Origin of the sequence: Vagococcus vulneris, from assembly GCF_003950515.1 — a bacterium.
Classification (GTDB): domain Bacteria; phylum Bacillota; class Bacilli; order Lactobacillales; family Vagococcaceae; genus Vagococcus; species Vagococcus vulneris.
Genome location: NZ_NGJS01000007.1, coordinates 61,887 through 75,191, shown reverse-complemented (window position 1 = coordinate 75,191; position 13,305 = coordinate 61,887). Strand labels below are relative to the sequence as shown.

The window sequence follows — 13,305 nt, the reverse complement described above, 5'->3', positions numbered from 1 at the left end:
TGAAATTAGTGACCTTTAAAATGAGCCAAGTCTATTCTCTTCGTATGCCTCCTGTATTTTGCGATAACTATTTTTCGTGCTAAGATATAACCAAATAATAAAAAAGTAAGGTGAGAGAAGTGGGCTTATCAGGGAGTTTCATACGATAACGAGTCTCTATAGAGTAGTTATGCCTAATGTAGTAATTATTAGAGGTGAAGCATATGAAACATATAAATTAAATTATTTACAAAGAGGAGATACAATTAAGAAACCAATCATTGTTATTGGGAGCAGCATCTACTATCCGAGATTATTTGAAGATAAGGTTTTTGAAGATTTAAATTTAATCTTTATCGATCATAGAGGATTTGTTGTACCAGAATCAACCGATGCCAGCTATACTTTAGCTGATGTGGTGGAAGACATTGAACTAATACGCCAACAATTAGGAATCCAATCTATGTATATTTTAGGACATTCAGGTCATGGGTTCATGGCAATGGCATATGCAGAGAAATATGGTGAACATGTGGAAGGAATTATCCTATCTAACTTAGCACCAACAAATACACAAGAACGCCAAAATGGCAGTGTCGATTTTTTTGAAACTATGGCTAGCGAGGGTCGTAAAAATTATTTCTATGAAGAAATTGCCAAGTTGAAAAATGACATCGAGGTAGATCCTAATAACCGTTTTAATCATATGAATATACGCATGCAAGCCCATAGTTTTTATGACTATCGATTTGATGGAGCCTATTTATGGAGTGGTGTAGCAAATAACATGCCAGCTCTAGACTATTTATGGGGTAAAGCCTTTGCTATGTTCGATACAGAAAATTTCTTACGTAACTGGAAAAAACCAGTGATTTTATTATTAAGTGATTATGATTACTTAGTGGCGCCAACCAATCTGTGGGATGATATAACGAAGGAGAATAACATCAAAGTAGTGAAGTTTGCTAAAAGTGGTCATAATCCAATGTTGGAAGAACCGCAAGCCTATTTTGAAGAATTGACTAAATTTATATGCTAATAAAAATCCTTCGTAACGGCAAGTACTGTATAATTATGTTCTTTATTTATTAATTTAGATACAACTTAGAGTAATAGTTTTTTGACTGATTAACATATGATACTTTAAAATAATTTTTAGTTATTTAGTTAACTGGTACATCTAAAATTAAAAATCAGAATCTTGATTTAATCAGGTTCTGATTTTGTTGACTTAGTGGAACCATTAAAGGGACAGAATATTTTTTAGTTAGATTGTAGTATATTGGTCAACGGCAAAAAAGGATTGAGAAATTTTGAAATGCCTATTAGAATATGCCAAAAGATTAAATATGATTGAATCTCTTTTATAAAGAACCAAATGAGATATTAATGGATATAAAAAATAACTAAAATATGATACGAAAGGATAGGAAATATGATAGTACAAGCACACATAGTTAACGCATTCAGTAAAAATAAAGCGGGTGGGAATAAAGCTGGTGTTGTTTTTGATAATGGTAATATTTTTAATCATCAAAAATGTTTAATTGCAAAAAAATTAGGTTATTCTGAGACCGTTTTTATATCAAAATCTGAAGTAGCAGATTATAAACTAGAATTTTTTACCCCTAAGGAAGAAGTTGATTTGTGTGGTCATGCCACCATTGGAGCTTTTTGTGTATTGATGTATTTAAAAAAATTAGATAAAAAACACTACACAATTGAAACAAAAAAGGCAGTGTTACGAATTGTTATTAAAGATGATTTAGTTTATATGGAACAAAATAAACCATCATTTTATGAAATAATAAACCAAAAAGAGTTAACTTGTTTTAGTGAGCATTATATAAATAAAAAATATCCTGTACAAGTTGTCTCAACAGGCCTACGAGATATAATAGTTCCTATAAAGAATTCGGAGATACTTCTAAAGATGAGACCGGATTTTAGGTCAATTTCGAATCTTAGTAAGAAATTTAATACAATAGGAATGCATCTATTTACTTTTGATGATGATAAAATAATATGTAGAAATTTTGCACCACTTTATGATATAGATGAAGAGTCTGCTACTGGCACTTCTAATTGTGCTCTTGCTTGTTATTTGTATCACCATAACATTATGAAAAAAAAGACATATGTATTTGAACAAGGTCACTTATTAAATTCTACTTCTGAAATAATTGTTAACCTAAGCACCGATGAAAAAGATACCATTAGTAACGTTTTGGTTGGAGGTAGAGGTTATTACGATAATCATATTGAAGTTGTTCTAGATTAAATCTATTCAAAAAAGCAATAATGTTCTATATTTATTGAAACTAGCCCGCTTTCATTTAATTATTAAACGTTTAAATAATTAAATGAAAGAGAGCTAGTTAATTAACCAAGAGGTAATAAAAATAGAACAGTCTTTAGAACTCAAATTCATAAATGGGAAAATTGTTTTTGTATAAGTAAAAACAGGATAAAAAAGACAATAGAGTATACTGTCATGGACAGGAAAGAAATTTAAAAGCCCTTTTTTATAACTAAGTTGCTTTTTTGTTAAGGGGTGTTTAAGCTTATTTATTATCTTTTACTACTCTACATGGATTTCCAAAAGCAATTTTATCACTAGGTATATCTTTAGTAACTATACTTCCAGCACCTATTACAACGTTACTACCTATATTTACTCCAGGCATAATAATAGCACCACCACCAATCCAAACATTGTCACCTATATTTACGGGAGCTGTCTGTGTTTTACAAAATTCAAATTCCCCGTCTTTATTAATTTCTCCAAAACGTTCTTTAGCATTAGTAGGATGAAAAGCTGTATAAATTTGAACATTAGGAGCAATAAGAGCGTTATCTCCGATAGTTATTTTATTATCGTCAAGAAACGTACAGTTCATATTTACTTCACAGTTATTTCCAAAGTATATATTGTTTCCATAATCAACAAAGAAGGGGGCTGTAATCCACAAATTATCCTTCATTCCACCAAGAAGCTTATTTAAAATTATTGCTTTACTTTTTAAATCTTTAGAATCAAGGTTATTATATTCAAGGATTAAATTTTTTGCTTTATGCCATTGATTTAGTAGCTCTGTATCACCACAGTTATAAAGTTTCCCCGCTAGCATCTTTTCACGTTCAGTCATTATTATACCTCCAATAGTTTTCATAAATTTTTGTCTCTTCAAATATATATGTTGGTAAAAGAATATTATTCCACCTAACATAATCAAAATCGATATTGGTTTTGACAGAAGCATGTTGGTCGAATAATGTATCCATAATATAGATAACCCCGTTGGGAACAATTCTTAATTTGTTTATAAATTCTAATAACGTATTAGAGTTAATTGCAACATGATGCCATTTTCATATGTTATATTGTTTCCTTGATAATTTAACTACGATAATGCAACTATTACCGCTAATAAGGATAAAATAATTATTAGAATAATCTTTTTGAGATCTCTGCCTTTCTTAATATCCTTATCTATACGTGCAATGATTGTCGGATCATAAATTCTTGCGTTTTTTTAATAAAAAGTAGTACATGTAAGTTTAATTTTTACATAAAGTCTTTCCTAAAAATAATTATTTCTTTAAGTATAAACAATCAAACTGATTAAGTCGAAAAATTAGTTAATTCTGAATTGTTTTGTCGTGCTATACTAATAGTGGCAGTATCAATTAAGGTGAGGGATTAAGATGACAAAATCAATGGATTTAGTGAATCAATTTAGAGATGAACGTGATTGGCGGCAGTTTCATGACGAAAAAGATTTAGCCATTTCTATTTCATTGGAAGCAAATGAATTATTAGAACTTTTTCAATGGCGCAAATCATCAGAAGCAAAACAAGACATGGAGAGACTAGAGGAAGAGCTGGCAGATGTTTTGATTTACTCTTATATGATGGCGGATAACCTGGGGTTTGATATTGATGATATTATCGCAAAAAAATTGAATAAAAATGCCGAGAAGTATCCGATTGAACAGATAAAAGGTAGTCGTGAGAGAATTATGAAACATTAGAAAAGGAGATAATAATGAATTATCAAATAGGCAATCGCTTAGAATTGACACAGATAATGTCATTATACGATAGTGTGGGATGGACAGCTTATACTGATGATTATGGCACGCTAAATCGAGCTATTCGACACTCATTATTTGTATTAACCGCCTGGGATAAGGAACAATTGATTGGTTTGATTCGCGTAGTTGGTGATGGCGAAACGATTATTTATATTCAAGATCTATTGGTTCGACCATCTTATCATAGGCAAGGTATAGGTCAAGAATTGCTGAAGCGGACACTTGAAGAATTTAAAGATGTTCGCCAAAAAGTATTATTGACTGTTGAAGGAACAAAAATACGGCGTTTCTATGAATCATGCGGCTTTGTGTCATGCGACCAAGGGCAGTTAGTAGCGTTTTATCGCGAATATTAGTTTAAAAAAACTATGGCTATAGTCTAAAACGGAAGTGAATGTCAGGTTATTATTTTTTCATGAAAGATATTGGTCAGATTAACCAAAATCATTTATAATATAAGAGAAAAACAAATGTCATTACATTGGAGGAAGAGGCTCATGTTTGAACAAAAGAAAATTTATAAAAGTTTAGAAAACCGTCAATTTACCCCAGAAAGTTTGTTGAAAGAATTAGAAGATTTGAAAAAATTTGATTTTGAAGATGTTTCATATACTGGAATCAGTTTAAATATGGAAATGTTAATGACACAATATTTACGCAATGATAACTTTGAATTGATCGAAGTTCAAGGTGGTTTGGCTAAAAAAAACTATGATCAATGGCAGCATGACTTAGCGTTAGCAATTAATATTTTTAACCATTTTGCTGAATATACCAAAGAATATTTTCATAATTATTTGGAACAGGCTAATGCATATGAAAAGGAAACAGGACACAGCAATACCTCACATGAATTTAAAGAATATTTTGAACAAGGTAATTCAATGTATTTTCATGATGTGTTGCATTTAGTGTTTGATTTATCTCGTAAGCTGGACTTATGTATTGATGATTTTTATGAGGCCTTAACGACTGATGGCAAAGATGTTCAACAGTATTCCTTACCAAGTAAGGTCGTTTTTTCAGCAGAATAATGCAATAAAAATAACTTACGAATTTAAGTGTAAGTTATTTTTATTATATATAATAACAGTTGTTTTTTATAATAGTGAAAAATAGATTATGTATAATCATTTGTTTTATAATATATTATCCTGTTATATGTTGATATTGTGAAAAAAACGTCTTTATATTTTTGAAATAACTGGTTGAATTACTTAGTGATGTTATGGTATAACCTATATAGACAAACTGGTGAACATTGACTTGCTGTTATACTTAACAGACATTTCAGACACTATTTGGGGGAATAGTTTTGACGAGTTTGGTCATATAAGCTTAATGTGCGAAACACGCTACATGATATAGCATATTGGGAAGGGGTGTAGGGTTTCGTTCAAATTTTAGATTAAGTAGTAGTGGTTATAGTGGATTAGCCGAGTAATATATTGTACATAAAAGGTAGTATCATGTAAGATATCTTATATAAGGTATCTTTTTTGTTGTGTCTACGATGTCGGTTGTTTTTGAGAGGAGGGTTATTTAGTGGAACACATTGGTCAAGCGTTACTGGCGGAAAAGGAATTAGTAAAATTAGGCATCTTTTCTAAAGTATTTCAACAAGGAATCGTGTTAAAATCATATTTAGTAGATGAATATAATTTAACTGTTCAGCGTTTGGGTACGATAATAACTGAACTGAATCATGATTTGGCAATGGTTGGTTCGACGGTTATTGTGGAATCAGATGGTCATGTGATAATGCCTAGTGATGTGCTGAATGATCATCACTATGTGACAATTTTGAACGAATTAGAGCGTTTATATTACTTGCATTCAAATCGTTACTTACTATTATGTCACTTGTTGGAAGAACGAGTCAGCACATCGATTGAATTATCAAAGAAGTTAAACCTCAGCCATTCATATACCTATAAAATCTCAGAAGATGTGAATCGTTTTTTTGAAGATACTCATTTATCCATTCAAATAAAAAGGAATAAAGGCCAATGGTCAATTGAAGGTAATGAGTATGAACTGCGAATTATTGATTTTTTACTGCATCAATTTTCTTATAATCTGATGATTGATGAGGTAGATAGTCGATTGCCAACACAACATCAGCGTTCAGATAAATTAAATCCATGTTCAATTCAAAAGTATCAAGTGTTTACAAATATTTGTCAAACAGCACAGACTAGGAACTGTGAGTTAGTGCATGTATCAGATGAAGCAAAATTCTTTTTTGATATACTGACTGTTTATTTTCCAGAAATGAAAACAACGGAAACACCAATGCCTGAACAAGTATTTTATTGGGTGATGATTATTTTCTTTATTCCTGAATTAATGTCAGCCGAAGATAAAACAGCTATCGGCCGATTATTATGGGAGTCCCCTAAAAAATTCAAATTATTAGCGATAATTGATCAGGTAACCACGATTGCAATAAAGCATCAATTTGTAGCGGAATCTGATATGTTTGATTTTTGTTATGAACTTTTCAGTCATTATATTGTGTATCATGATTTTTCGTATTGGAAATTTTTAATGACACCAGCAGACTATTCTTATTGTAGTCCGGCGCAATATGCGTTGTATGAAGACATTCAAATGAACGTATCGACGCGGTTATCGAAGCCTTTGGAAACAATTTTGATGAAGCGATCTGTTGAATTATCGCTAGGGTATCGTCAGATACAGCCAAGCAATGTCTTGAAAGTGTATATCATGTTTTATTACCGCGTCTTAGACAGAGGTATTATTAAGAATCTGATTGTATCAACCTATAATACTGATGTGGTTATGGTTTGCGATACCTTAGCCGAAGCTGATGTCGTTGTGACAGATGTCGTCTTAAAACAAATTAATGATGACAATTATTTTTACTTTTCCAATATTAAAGACTCATGCAATTGGGTTCGACTGAATACATTTTTACAGCAGCGGATTATGAGTCGTCGATTTATTTAAAATGAATGAATAAAAGCCCGCAGTCTGGGGTATTTAACTGTTATAGAATTGTGCAGTGTGACGACTATAACTGCTTAATCCAAATTGCACAGCAGCATGATTTTTAGAGTGCATCGAAAGGGGATAAATTAAGATGATAAAATTAAGGGGATGGATCATTATGGCAGGATTATTTTTAAGTTTAACAGGTTGTGCTGGAAAAAATGAGTCAACAGAGCAGTCTTTATCAAGTTCTTCAGCACCGATTCAAGTCAGCAGCACGAGTCAATCGTCATCAGAAACAACTAGCAGCTCGATGGAAGTTAAGGCAGACGGTCCAGCGTGGGAGACCGGGACATTACTTCGTGCAGTTGAAGATAAGGATATGGCATTAGTAGAAAAGGTTATACAAAACACTAAGAATCTTGATGAAGTCAATGATAAGCAAGAAACACCTTTGATGATTGCTGTTCATAATAATCAAATTGATATTGCTAAGCTTTTGATTGATGCCGGTGCAGATATAAACAAACAAGATAGTATAAAGGATACACCTTATTTATATGCCGGTGCAGAAGGACGTACAGAAATTTTGAAATACATGCTTGAACATGCGGAACCCAATAACAAAATATATAATCGCTATGGTGGCAACGCAATTATTCCAGCAGCTGAGAAAGGGCACTTGGAGAATGTAAAGTTACTGATTGCTGATGGTCGCGAAGATATCAATCATCAAAATAATTTTAATTATACCGCGTTGATTGAGGCCGTTGCATTATCGGATGGTTCTAAAACTCAGCAGGATATAGTTCAAGCTTTAGTTGATGCGGGAGCTGACACAAAATTGAAAGATAATAACGGTCAGACAGCTGAAGACTACGCTAGAGCAAAAGGGTATCAGAACATGTTAAAAATAATTGAGAAAAAATAATGGTATGCATCCAATCACTAAGGTTGGATGCATAAAATGAATACCTGGCGGATATTATTATTTACAGCAAGGAACGGACGCACATAATCGTGTAAAAATCGGTATGACGATGTCGTCTGGTAGCAGTCTGCGATTATTGTCGACTAGAAAGCAAAAAACATTTATCAATGTATCACAAGGGACTAATAAATGGTTTACAAAACAGAAACATTCAGTCTGATGACTGAGTGTTTTTTGTTTGGATTTCCGTAAAAAAGTTATTTAATTTTTTTCAAAACAAAATTGGATTTCAAAATAATTATCATAGTTTTAAGTAAAAAAATTTTTTAATATTGATATCACTTTTATTAAAAGGTTTTAATAAAATGTATGCAAAAAAAAATTGTGAAAATAGCATGATTTTGATGAAACAATTTAAAAAATTTTGTGTTTTTTAGTTATTTTATAAAAGTTATTATCTGATTGTATGTTTATGAAACGATAAATGGAATAAATAAAAGAACTTATTAAATAATAATGTCTACAGTTTTCATATCTTTGCGAAAAAGTAGAAGTAAATTATATTAATCATTGAGGTATACTTTTTAAAGAGCAATTTTTATAAAAAATAATTATGTGTTTAAAAATAAAAGAGGAGAATTATAGTGAATAAAAAAATGATGAAAAAGACAGTTTTTCTAGCAGCATTAATAAGCATTGTATTGCCTTTTTTTGTGCAGCCAGCTGTGGTAATTGCTGAGGGAATAGCTGCATCCGAAGCAATATCGTCTGAAACAGTTGTGTCGAATGAGTTTAACGGTTTACTTGATGATAAATCAAATCCAAACGGACAACCTATTAACCAACCAGAAGATGGTAAAAAGATTGATGAATCACAACCTGAAGTTGCGGTAATTAATAATCAGGGGTTTGAGTCAGAAAACGGCGGCAATATAACAAATGCCGGTAGTCCAGATGAAGACGCAGCCAGTGCACAGTCAGCACCAATGGTAGTCACAGTAGCTGAAGAGGGTCGTGATATCTCTGAATTAGTGCAGTCTAATTTTAAAATGACACTAAATGGTAAGCCGATTAATGAAAGTAATCCAATAAGAGTTGGTGGTAGAGTCAAAGTAGAATTTGATATTACTGAAGTAGGATCTTCTGTAGATATTGCCCCAGGCGATTATGTAGTTGCGAAGTGGTCATTAGGAAATGACATATCATTTGAAACAGTTGATGCAACATATCCAATTTATGATAATCCAGAATCAGCAAGTAAGGTACAAATTGGAGAAGCGAGGATTACGAATGACTCTATTAAGTTTACTTTTAATGAAAATGTTAAAAATAAAGATCATGTCCATGCGAATGCTTTTTTTACCGCAGATGTTAGAATTAGCAACAATGTAGAAAAAACCGAATATATAGAGGTGAATATTGGTGGGGATGTTCACAAATTTCCAGTTGAGGCTGACGGAAATAATGCTAGTGAGGGAACGATAGATCCAGGAAATCCATACAATACATTTAGTAAAGGTGGATACATTAATTTAAAAGATCCCGATTATGTGAATTGGTTTGTTAGCATAAATAGAACATCAGATAAAGTACTATCGGATGTTATCTTTACAGATAGTCTTGTAGGTGGTAGTAATATTCATAAGTTGGATGGTCAGTCATTGAGCATTCGATTCATTAAAAATGCATTGAAACCAACTTCAGATGATACATATTTTGCTGGTATTGAGTCAATAAGAGCAGCAGGTATAACAGTTAAAGTCAATGAAGAATTGGGAACTATTGAAATGGTGATACCTAAGCAATTAGCTAATGAACGCTATATAGCTATATCATATAAAACCAAAATAATTGATAAATCAGCTAAGCAATTTGAGAATAAAGCTAAAGTAAATTTTGAACGACCTAATGGTGAGGTTGACACAGCACCAATGAATGCTCAGGTATCTAATATTGACACGGGAGCTGGAGGTGGTGGAGACCCAGCAAAACAGTCTAAAATAAAAATAGTTAAAGTAGCTGCTCAAAACAAGAGTATAAAGTTACCCGGTGCTAAGTTTTCTATCAGCGATAATGGAAAGGATTTTAAAGACGAGCAGACAACAGATTCTAATGGTGAAATCACATTTGATAATCTAACACCTAAAACCAAGTATTATATTCGTGAAATCCAACCTCCTGCTGGCTATAAAGCAATTGAAAAAGTTATTGAACTAACTACTGGGGAAAATGAAACATTTGTCACAGAACAAGTTGAAAATGAATTAGATAAAACTTCTATTAAAGTTAATAAAGTCTGGGAACATGGAATTAATGATAAAAACTCTCAACCGAAAGAAATAACGTTAAATTTACTAGGTAATGGTAAAAACATAAAATCAGAAAAAGTTACAGGAACTGGCGATAAATGGTCGTATGAATTTAAAGACTTGCCAGTTAATGATGATTCGGGGAATAAAATTAAGTACACTGTAACAGAGGACATAGTCGCCGATTATGCAACCAGTTATTCCGATGATGGATTAACGATCACAAATACTTATAAACCAAGTCAACAAAAAGTATCATTTAAGAAGCTTTGGCATCATGGCGACAATCCTAAGAGTGATCAACCAACAAAAATTAAAGTCAAATTGATGCAATCAACGGATAAAATAAACTGGACAACAATTATTGGGTCAACTAAAGAAGTTGCAGGTCCAACATGGACAACTGATTGGACAGTAGATGTGATTAGTCCAACTAGCCAAATATATTACTATAAAGTCGAAGAAATAAAAGATGATAGTGACGCAGCAAATAACAAATATCAAGAAAAACCATCTACAGAAGTAAAAGCTGGGGGTAATATAGAGTTATTAAATGAATATGTACCAGAATTGGTGAATATAGATGTTGAAAAAATTTGGAAAGACAACGATAATCAAGATGGTAAGCGTGAAGATATTGAAGTTGAATTATTGGCAGATGGTCAGGTAGTTGATAACGTAAAGTTGACAGCTGAAAAGTTAACACATACATTTAAAAATCTACCAAAGTTTAAAGACGGTAAAAAAGTTGAATATACAGTTAACGAGAAGACTAATCTGACTGGAAAAGGTTATGCAAAACCGGTTTATGGTAAAAAAGGTGATGTATTAACGATCACAAATAACTACACACCGGAAACGACAAGTGTGACAGTTAATAAAAAATGGGAAAATGACAACAACAATCTTTTTCTTACTAGACCTGATAGTATTGAAGTTGAATTATTAGCAAGTGTTGACGGAGCATCAGTACCTTCGCTAAATAAAACAGCAACAATCTTACGAAAAGATTGGGCGCACACATTTACGGATTTACCAGTATTTCATAAAGGTAAAAAAGTGACCTATACCCCGAAAGAGTTAGATGTACCAGCTGGGTACGTTTCAACGGTATCAGGTTATACAATTACTAATACTGTTCAACAAACAAAAGAAATACCTGTTACTAAAAAATGGAAAGATAATTCTAATCAAGATGGCATTCGTCCAAAAGATGTTATGTTCAACTTACTTGCAAATGCGAGACCTGTTCAACAGTTAAAATTAACAGGAAATAAAACAGCTGAAACATGGCATGGGATATTTACAAATTTACCGGTTAAAGATAAAACAGGTCAAGATATTATTTATACAATCGAAGAAGAAAAAGTTCAAGGATATGAAGTAGCAGCTACTGATGTTAACAATTATTCAATTACTAATAGTGATGAACCAGATATAACATCTATGTCTGTCTTTAAAAAATGGGATGATGATAATAATCGAGATGGTATACGACCTGAAAAGATTCAAGTTGTTTTGACAGGAAAACTACCATCAGGAGAAGAAATATCTAAATCTGAGGTATCAATATCTAAATCGGAACAATGGACACATACTTGGAGTAAGTTACCTAAAAATAAAAATGGTGAAAAAATTAATTATGAAGTAACTGAGCGTAAAGTTGAAGGTTATGAACCACCAAGTATAATGAAGCAAAATGATGAGGTAACGACATTTATAACTAATACTCATAAACCTGAAACAGTTGATATTAAAGGTAAAAAGACATGGGAAGATAAAGACAATCGCTATTACACACGACCGGATAATATTGTTGTTACACTAGTAAAAGATGGTGTGGATTATCAATCTATCATAGTAAATGAAACCCATGATTGGTCATATGATTTTGGGAAATTACCAAAAAGAGAAAATGGTCAAGAAATTAATTATATTATTCGGGAAGACACGGTATCTGGATATACAACAACAGTCTCTGATTATAATTTAAAAAATTCATTGATTTTAGGTAAAGTTAAATTAACGAAAAAAGATCCAGCAGGCCAAATTTTAAAGGGTGCTAAATTTAAATTGAGTCAAAATGGTAAACAATTAGGGGAACTATTAACGACAAATGATCAAGGTGAATTAGTTATTGATGATTTAGTGGCTGGGTCATATCAATTAGAAGAAGTTGAAGCGCCAAACGGCTTTATCTTAGATAAAACACCGATTAAATTTGATATTACTGAGTCCAAAACAACGCATTCATTTGAAGCCGTTAACTATCAAGGGTCAGCTTGGTTGATGAAAACAGATAGTAATGATCAGCCATTACCAGGTGCTACTTTTGCAGTAGTTGATGTGACACAAAATCCACCTAAAGAGATAACAAAAGAACGATTGATTTCTGATAAATCAGGTGTTGTAACTATCGATGGGCTAGCTCCAGGTAGGTATGCCTTTGTAGAAACGACAGCACCAAAAGGTTATCAATTAAATCCAACATATATCTACTTTACAGTGGAAACAGAATTTAAAGGAAAAGTTGAATCAATTTATGCAGGTCAATTAACAAATAGTAGAGAACCAGCTACATCAACACCACCGACTGATCCAGAATCAAGCACGACAGAGTCAAGCACGACAGAGTCAAGCACGACAGAGTCAAGCACGACAGAGTCAAGCACGACAGAGTCAAGCACGACAGAGTCAAGCACGACAGAATCAAGCATGACAGAGTCAAGCACAACAGAATCAAATCTCATAGTATCCAATACAATGACTAATCGTTCTCAGAAAATGTCGATTAAAAGAAATAACAAGACTAGCGGCAATCGCTTGCCGCAAGCAGGTGAAACGGTTAATACAATCTATGTACTTCTAGGTATAGCGGCTATAGCAGGCGCATTTGTTATTTACCGAACTCGTCGGAGATATCATTAATAGTAATTAAAGAAGACTGGAAACAGTCTTCTTTTTTGTCGTCATAAACTAGATAAAAAAATTTTTAGGTATATCAGTGATGTGCTATAGTGAATAAGACAATAT

9 protein-coding genes are annotated in these 13,305 nt (G+C 32.5%); 8 read left to right on the top strand and 1 reads right to left on the bottom strand.

Translation table 11 applies throughout. From position 1 onward, the window contains the following. Positions 1-169: 169 nt before the first annotated feature. Both CBF37_RS06115 and CBF37_RS06110 read left to right on the top strand, forming a co-directional pair. Positions 170-1,018 (top strand): alpha/beta fold hydrolase, encoded by an 849-nt coding sequence (locus tag CBF37_RS06115; RefSeq protein WP_125983865.1) that lies wholly within the window; start codon positions 170-172, stop codon positions 1,016-1,018. A 396-nt stretch (positions 1,019-1,414) separates the two neighbouring features. After that, positions 1,415-2,260: a PhzF family phenazine biosynthesis protein gene (locus CBF37_RS06110; RefSeq protein WP_125983864.1), complete on the top strand. Its 846-nt coding sequence runs from the start codon at positions 1,415-1,417 to the stop codon at positions 2,258-2,260. Positions 2,261-2,543: 283 nt separating this feature from the next. Here CBF37_RS06110 and CBF37_RS06105 read toward each other — a convergent pair whose 3' ends face one another. After that, positions 2,544-3,128, bottom strand: a complete 585-nt coding sequence (locus CBF37_RS06105; RefSeq protein ID WP_125983863.1) for a sugar O-acetyltransferase — start codon at positions 3,126-3,128, stop codon at positions 2,544-2,546. Positions 3,129-3,687: 559 nt separating this feature from the next. Here CBF37_RS06105 and CBF37_RS06100 point away from each other — a divergent pair. From CBF37_RS06100 to CBF37_RS06075, 6 genes are all read left to right on the top strand, one after another. Continuing rightward, positions 3,688-4,014, top strand: coding sequence for a nucleotide pyrophosphohydrolase (locus CBF37_RS06100; RefSeq protein ID WP_125983862.1), 327 nt, complete (start codon positions 3,688-3,690; stop codon positions 4,012-4,014). A 14-nt stretch (positions 4,015-4,028) separates the two neighbouring features. Beyond that, positions 4,029-4,433: a GNAT family N-acetyltransferase gene (locus tag CBF37_RS06095; protein WP_125983861.1), complete on the top strand. Its 405-nt coding sequence runs from the start codon at positions 4,029-4,031 to the stop codon at positions 4,431-4,433. Positions 4,434-4,574: 141 nt separating this feature from the next. Next, positions 4,575-5,111 carry a hypothetical protein gene (locus tag CBF37_RS06090; protein ID WP_125983860.1) on the top strand — a complete coding sequence of 179 codons (537 nt, stop codon included), beginning with the start codon at positions 4,575-4,577 and terminating at the stop codon, positions 5,109-5,111. Between the two features lie 511 nt (positions 5,112-5,622). Next, on the top strand, positions 5,623-7,050 hold the full coding sequence (locus CBF37_RS06085) for a helix-turn-helix domain-containing protein (RefSeq protein ID WP_125983859.1): 1,428 nt from the start codon (positions 5,623-5,625) through the stop codon (positions 7,048-7,050). Positions 7,051-7,183: 133 nt separating this feature from the next. Further along, positions 7,184-7,963: an ankyrin repeat domain-containing protein gene (locus CBF37_RS06080; protein WP_125983858.1), complete on the top strand. Its 780-nt coding sequence runs from the start codon at positions 7,184-7,186 to the stop codon at positions 7,961-7,963. 644 nt (positions 7,964-8,607) lie between these two features. Beyond that, positions 8,608-13,200: a Cna B-type domain-containing protein gene (locus tag CBF37_RS06075; protein ID WP_125983857.1), complete on the top strand. Its 4,593-nt coding sequence runs from the start codon at positions 8,608-8,610 to the stop codon at positions 13,198-13,200. The last annotated feature ends 105 nt before the right edge of the window (positions 13,201-13,305 follow it).

Bases quoted from the DNA above. Each gene is read 5' to 3' on its own strand.
- CBF37_RS06110 (WP_125983864.1), top strand. From the start codon at position 1,415: ATGATAGTACAAGCACACATAGTTAACGCATTCAGTAAAAATAAAGCG.
- CBF37_RS06115 (WP_125983865.1), top strand. From the start codon at position 170: ATGCCTAATGTAGTAATTATTAGAGGTGAAGCATATGAAACATATAAA.
- CBF37_RS06090 (WP_125983860.1), top strand. From the start codon at position 4,575: ATGTTTGAACAAAAGAAAATTTATAAAAGTTTAGAAAACCGTCAATTT.
- CBF37_RS06100 (WP_125983862.1), top strand. From the start codon at position 3,688: ATGACAAAATCAATGGATTTAGTGAATCAATTTAGAGATGAACGTGAT.
- CBF37_RS06105 (WP_125983863.1), bottom strand. From the start codon at position 3,128: ATGACTGAACGTGAAAAGATGCTAGCGGGGAAACTTTATAACTGTGGT.
- CBF37_RS06095 (WP_125983861.1), top strand. From the start codon at position 4,029: ATGAATTATCAAATAGGCAATCGCTTAGAATTGACACAGATAATGTCA.
- CBF37_RS06080 (WP_125983858.1), top strand. From the start codon at position 7,184: ATGATAAAATTAAGGGGATGGATCATTATGGCAGGATTATTTTTAAGT.